This is a genomic window from Phytoactinopolyspora endophytica, assembly GCF_004138495.1.
In the GTDB taxonomy this organism is placed as follows: Bacteria; Actinomycetota; Actinomycetes; order Jiangellales; family Jiangellaceae; genus Phytoactinopolyspora; species Phytoactinopolyspora endophytica.
This window is the reverse complement of record NZ_ML142856.1, coordinates 252,606-257,666: the sequence shown is the minus strand read 5'-3', so window position 1 is coordinate 257,666 and position 5,061 is coordinate 252,606. Positions and strand designations below refer to the sequence as shown.

The window sequence follows — 5,061 nt, the reverse complement described above, 5'->3', positions numbered from 1 at the left end:
GGTGCCGTGGAATCCAATGTTCTCGTCACGGGTGCGGCCGGCAACGTGGCGCAGATGCTGTGGCCCGGCCTCGACGGCGTCAAGGTTCGCGCGGTGGATGTCCGGGAGTTCTCCGGATGGGCCGGTGCGGACATGGCGGTCGGGGATCTGGCGGATCCCGGGTTCGTGTCGACGGTCTTGAGCGGCGTCGACGCCGTGGTCCATCTTGCGGCGAACCCCATGCCCATGGCTCGGTGGGCTGATCTGCGTGCCCCCAACATCGACGCCGTGGTGAACGTGCTCGAGTCAGCACGCTCGCTGGGTGTGCGAAAGGTCGTGCTGGCCAGTTCGGTGCATGCGGTCGGCGGATATGTCGGATCGGACATGGGCGTCATCGAGCCGTCGTGGCCCGCGCGCCCTTGTTGTGCCTACGGCGCGACCAAGGTGTTCGCCGAAGGATATGGTCATATGGTCTCGGCCACCAGCGATGTGTCGGTCGTGGTGTTGAGACTCGGTGCGTGTCAATGGCGGCCGGTCGACACCGGCGCCTTGGCTGGCTGGCTGGCTCCGGACGACCTTCAGCGGATGGTCCGGGCTGCGCTGGACGCGGATGTGTCCTATGGGACGTATTTCGGGGTCTCTGCCAACACACGTACCGCCTACGACATTGACAACGCCAGGCGGGACCTACGATACGAACCCATGGGTGATTCGGAGGAGTTCGCAGCCGAGCTGCCGGACGGCGTCGGTGGCATGTGCCTCGGACGACGGTCCGGCATCGCTCGCTAGCTGCAGAGCGTCACGCGTTGGGGCGCTTGCCGTGGTTGGCTGCGCTCTTCTTGCGGCCCTTGCGCTTGCGCGCCTTCTTACCCATGGCCACTCCTTAAGTCGTCTCGACTGGGACTCTGGTGCCGGATCGGGGCGGTGTCGCCCTTTCTCCGGCCCCTCATTGTCGCATGGATGCTGTGGACTCTTCCGTGCGACGTACGCGATGCCGCCACATTCGGCGTGGTCGATGCGTCATCGTGTGACGCGTGCGACTCCGCGGTCGCGTCCGCGTCGTCCACCAGGTGGTCGGTGGTGGCTTCGTCGCGACCGTCGTCCTCGGGGTAGCGGTAGCGGCGCCTGTCCGGCAGGACGTTGGTGCTGGGCCGTCGTCCGGTCATCCCGGTCGCAAGGACGGCGGCGAGTCCGGCGGCGATCGCGATGTCACCGGGGCTGACCACCTCGGGCCGCGGTGGGAACGCCACTGGGATGTTCTTGGAGAGCCACGAGAGGCGCGTGGAGTCGTCGGCCGGCTCGGTGCTGTCGGTATTGACGACCTCTGCCTCCGCCCCGGCGCGAGCCGCCGCGTCGGGCGAGACGGGCACCGAGCCGTTGAAGATGAGCACGAACGCGTTCGCTGCGATCCCGAGCGCGATCAGTCGTGCACCCGGTGCCCAGCGGTTCACCCATGCGTAGAAGGCCACGACGAGCCAGGCCAGTCCTGACAGTATCGCCAGGGCCGAGTCCCAGGCCCAGCTCGCGAAGACCGCGAGGATGTACAGGCCGAGCGCTGTGAGCAGCAGGCGGTTCCGCGCGGGCGGGGGATCCGCGAGCCGGCGCAGGCTGCCGCGCTTGGCGTAGCCGACGCTTAAGCCGGCCGCCAGCGCGAGCACAACGAGGACCACATTATTCATAGTGGCCGTGATGGGTGCGAACTTGTGGATGCCACGCCCGTCAGGTGCGACCTCTATGTTCACAGGTGGGCGGCGTAGGGTGAACTGCGCATCAGGTGTCATGAGCCTTAAGGAGAGAAGTCACGTGGCCGAGCAGGTGGCTGCCGAGATGGTGGCGAATGTGCATTCCGTTGCGGTGTCGGAAGGCGATCGCATCGAGGCCGGCGCCACGCTGCTCGTGCTCGAGTCGATGAAGATGGAGATCCCCGTGCTCGCCGAGAACGCCGGCGTCGTCGCCGATGTCAAGGTCGCTGCCGGGGACGTCGTCCAAGAAGGTGACATCCTGGTGGTTCTCTCAGCCTGATTCTCTGGCCATCGCGCAGAGTGGGGCAAGGAGATCGCCAGGCTAAAGCCCAACCGGGCCACAGACCGACCGGGTGCGATATGCCCGGCGTAACCCCGGGCCTGGAGATCTCCTCGCCCCACTCTGCGCAACCAAGTCAGGGCAGGATGCGCTGGGTGTAGGGGCAGCTGGGGAGGTCCTGCGACCATTCGTTCTCATGGTGGTGCCTGGACGCCGGCTGTGGCCCGCCGTCGACACGTACCCACCGGACCATGCACGCGACCGCGGCGATGAGAGCCAGAAGTAGGACGATGTAGAGGAACATGGCAGAAAGTCTTCTACTATCGGCATCCTGCCAACAGTGGCAGGACTGTCGTCTAGCATCGACTTCCTGCCAAAGTCCTGCCAGAATGGAGCAATGCTCCAGAATGTCGCCGTCGTCGCGTTCCCTGGTGTCGCACCGTTCGAGCTGGGTGTGCTCTGTGAGAGTTTCGGGGTCGACCGCTCGGACCAGGGGCTGCCCACGTTCGATTTCGCGCTGTGCGCGCCACGGCCCGGCGCCGTGCCGACCTCGATGGGCTTTGATCTCATGGTGCCCAACGGCCCGGAACTGCTGGCCGACGCCGACCTGATCGGCATTCCGGCGGTGCCCCGGAACCTGGTCGACGCCCGGCGGGACCTGTACCCGGAGGAGGTCCTTTCGGCGCTGCGTGCGGCCGTGGAACGCGGAGCGCGCGTGCTCTCGGTCTGTTCAGGCGCCTTCGTCCTGGGCGTCGCCGGGCTTCTGGACGGGCGGCGGTGCACGACTCATTGGATGTACACCGATGAGCTGGCCGAGCGTTTCCCGGCCGCGAAGGTGGATCCCGACGTGCTGTACGTCGACGACGATCCGGTGATCACCAGCGCCGGAACGGCGGCCGGGCTCGACGCCTGCCTGCACCTGTGGCGCAAGGAGTTCGGGGCGGAGGTCGCGACGATGGTGGCCCGCCGGATGGTGGTACCGCCGCACCGGGACGGTGGCCAGGCCCAGTTCGTCGAGGCGCCGGTCCGGCCGACGCCGGCACACACGTTGGCGGGCATCCTCGACTATATGGAAGCGCACCTGGACGACGAGCTGACGATCGACGGGCTGGCGGTGATGGCCTCGATGTCACCGAGGACGTTCGCTCGACGCTTCCGCGCCGAGACCGGCACCACACCGTACGACTGGTTGCTGGGACGGAGGGTGGCGGCGGCGCAGCGGATGCTGGAACGGGGCGACGACACCGTTGACGCGATCGCGACCGCCACCGGGTTCGGTACCGCGGCTGCACTCCGGCACCACTTCGGCCGTCGTCTCGGGACGACGCCTCAGGCGTATCGGGCGACGTTCCACCACCACACAAGCTAAAGGCGCTGCACGCCGCACACCGCCCGAGGTGCTGCTCACCTCGACGGCTGAGGCGGCGGTCCCGCGGTCTGCCGGTACAGCCAGGGCGAGCCGGCGCGCAACGCGTTCTGCAGCGCGATCAGCAGGTCGGTGCGTGCTGCCGGCGCCGTGTGCGGCGACGCCGACGCGTCCTGGGCCGGCGTGCCGTGCACACCGAGCAGCAGCTGGAGGTGGAGGGCCCGGAGGTAGGCGGTGATGTTGGCCCGGTTCGGAGACTCCGGTCCGTTCGGCGGTTCGGATCCGGCGATACGCTCTGCGAGCCGTTCCAGCCATGCCTCCACCGTCTCCGTCGGGACGAGATCACGGTGGAGCAAGGACATCGTGGCGAACGCGAGACGCTCGTCCTCCATGCCGCTGAACCGCTGCTCCGTCGGCTTCAGCAGGCGCTCGGCGATCACATCGAGAAGCACCGTCAGCTCGTCGGTCCCAAGGTGGCGAGAGGCCGTCAAGGTGGCGATCAGATCGGCGCCGTGTGTGATGGCGTGCACCCACCCCACGTCCGGCTCCCAGCCGCGCAGGTCTTCCTCGCCGAGAAACCACGCCACCGCGTAGTCGGCCCAGGTGAGGACTACCGTGGGTGACAGGCTGTAGATCAGGTTGTCACGCGCGACGACGGCCCCCAGGGTGAGCGCGGAGTATGACCGCCGCAGCACCGTCTCCTCGTCGTCGCCGCCGCTCTCTCTGAGGCCATACGCCAAGCCGTCGCCCAGCCCGCTGAGCAGGTGATCGTAGACGCCTTCGGAGATCCAGGTGTGCAGCACGGAGTACGCGATGCCGTCCCGGACGTGCGGGTCGGGTTCGCCAAGCATGGCGACGAGCTCTGTGGTCAGCTCATCGAGCGCCTCGCCCTGGGGTACGCGGTAGCCCTCGGCGACGACCCGCTCCCAGTACGACGACCTCTGCACGAATAGAATCTTCCCAGATGCACCCTCTCTTTGACGAGGGGAGGTCCGGCTTCAGATCGATAACAGGCGACGCGGACCGGTGGAACGCCAGGACGGGCTGGGGAGGTAACCTCGACGAGTGCCGTCGTTGAACGATGTCGTCCATCGCCATACCGACCTCACCGAGGCGGAACTGGAGTGGCTGCACGCTCTGGTCGCGGACTGGCAGATGATGGCGGACCTGTCTTTCGCGGACCTGGTGCTGTGGGTGCCCGACAAGGACGGCGCCGGTTACTGGGCGGTCGCTCAGATGCGCCCCACGACGGGACCGACGGCGTACGTCGAGGACGTCGTCGGGAATTTCCTGGCCAAAGGGCGTAAGCCGTTGATCGACGCGGCGTACGCAGAGGGCGCGATCAAACGCGAAGGTGACCCGGAGTGGTGGGACGACGTGCCGGTGCGGGTCGAGCAGATCCCGGTCCGCCGGCGGGACCGGATCATCGGGGTGATCGGGCGGCACACCAACCTGGTATCCGTCCGGACCCCGAGCCGACTCGAACTCGCCTACCTCGAGTCGGCCGGTGACCTCGCCAAGCTCATCGTCGAAGGCCGGTTCCCGCATGCCCGACGGACCGACATGGGCCGGCGGGGAGCGCCGCGCGTCGGCGACGGGCTGGTCCGGGTCGACGCCGAGGGTACCGTCCGATATGCGAGCCCCAACGCCATGTCCGTGTACCGGAGGCTCGGGCTCACCGCGGATCTGGTCGG

At 67.6% G+C, this 5,061-nt stretch carries 8 protein-coding genes; 4 read left to right on the top strand and 4 right to left on the bottom strand.

Annotation, left to right across the window (positions count from 1 at the left end):
- Window positions 1–768 (top strand): NAD-dependent epimerase/dehydratase family protein (locus tag ELR45_RS17485; RefSeq protein WP_205856776.1); only part of this gene is annotated, 768 nt, incomplete at its 5' end.
- A 10-nt stretch (window positions 769–778) separates the two neighbouring features.
- Here ELR45_RS17485 and ELR45_RS42780 read toward each other — a convergent pair.
- Both ELR45_RS42780 and ELR45_RS17480 read right to left on the bottom strand, forming a co-directional pair.
- Window positions 779–853: a 50S ribosomal protein bL37 gene (locus ELR45_RS42780; RefSeq protein WP_420813901.1), complete on the bottom strand. Its 75-nt coding sequence runs from the start codon at window positions 851–853 to the stop codon at window positions 779–781.
- On the bottom strand, window positions 846–1,658 hold the full coding sequence (locus ELR45_RS17480; protein ID WP_129667525.1) for a DUF5317 family protein: 813 nt from the start codon (window positions 1,656–1,658) through the stop codon (window positions 846–848). The genes ELR45_RS42780 and ELR45_RS17480 overlap by 8 nt, the downstream gene beginning before the upstream one ends.
- A gap of 124 nt (window positions 1,659–1,782) precedes the next feature.
- On the opposite strand from ELR45_RS17480, the gene ELR45_RS17475 reads away from it, so the two are divergent.
- Window positions 1,783–2,001 carry a biotin/lipoyl-binding carrier protein gene (locus tag ELR45_RS17475; RefSeq protein ID WP_240759815.1) on the top strand — a complete coding sequence of 73 codons (219 nt, stop codon included), beginning with the start codon at window positions 1,783–1,785 and terminating at the stop codon, window positions 1,999–2,001.
- Window positions 2,002–2,137: 136 nt separating this feature from the next.
- Here the strand turns inward: ELR45_RS17475 and ELR45_RS35390 are convergent, their stop codons facing one another.
- Window positions 2,138–2,305, bottom strand: coding sequence for a hypothetical protein (locus ELR45_RS35390; RefSeq protein WP_165367869.1), 168 nt, complete (start codon window positions 2,303–2,305; stop codon window positions 2,138–2,140).
- A 93-nt stretch (window positions 2,306–2,398) separates the two neighbouring features.
- Between ELR45_RS35390 and ELR45_RS17470 the strand changes: the two genes are divergently transcribed.
- Window positions 2,399–3,370, top strand: a complete 972-nt coding sequence (locus ELR45_RS17470) for a helix-turn-helix domain-containing protein (protein WP_129667523.1) — start codon at window positions 2,399–2,401, stop codon at window positions 3,368–3,370.
- 35 nt (window positions 3,371–3,405) lie between these two features.
- On the opposite strand, the gene ELR45_RS17465 is transcribed toward ELR45_RS17470, so the two are convergent.
- Window positions 3,406–4,314 (bottom strand): DUF2785 domain-containing protein, encoded by a 909-nt coding sequence (locus tag ELR45_RS17465; RefSeq protein ID WP_205856775.1) that lies wholly within the window; start codon window positions 4,312–4,314, stop codon window positions 3,406–3,408.
- A gap of 118 nt (window positions 4,315–4,432) precedes the next feature.
- Between ELR45_RS17465 and ELR45_RS38200 the strand changes: the two genes are divergently transcribed.
- Window positions 4,433–5,061: histidine kinase N-terminal domain-containing protein (locus ELR45_RS38200; protein ID WP_205856774.1), on the top strand; the 629-nt coding region annotated here is incomplete at its 3' end.

Coding starts and splice junctions, on each gene's coding strand:
- ELR45_RS17480 (WP_129667525.1), bottom strand. CDS start 1,658: ATGAATAATGTGGTCCTCGTTGTGCTCGCGCTGGCGGCCGGCTTAAGC.
- ELR45_RS35390 (WP_165367869.1), bottom strand. CDS start 2,305: ATGTTCCTCTACATCGTCCTACTTCTGGCTCTCATCGCCGCGGTCGCG.
- ELR45_RS17470 (WP_129667523.1), top strand. CDS start 2,399: ATGCTCCAGAATGTCGCCGTCGTCGCGTTCCCTGGTGTCGCACCGTTC.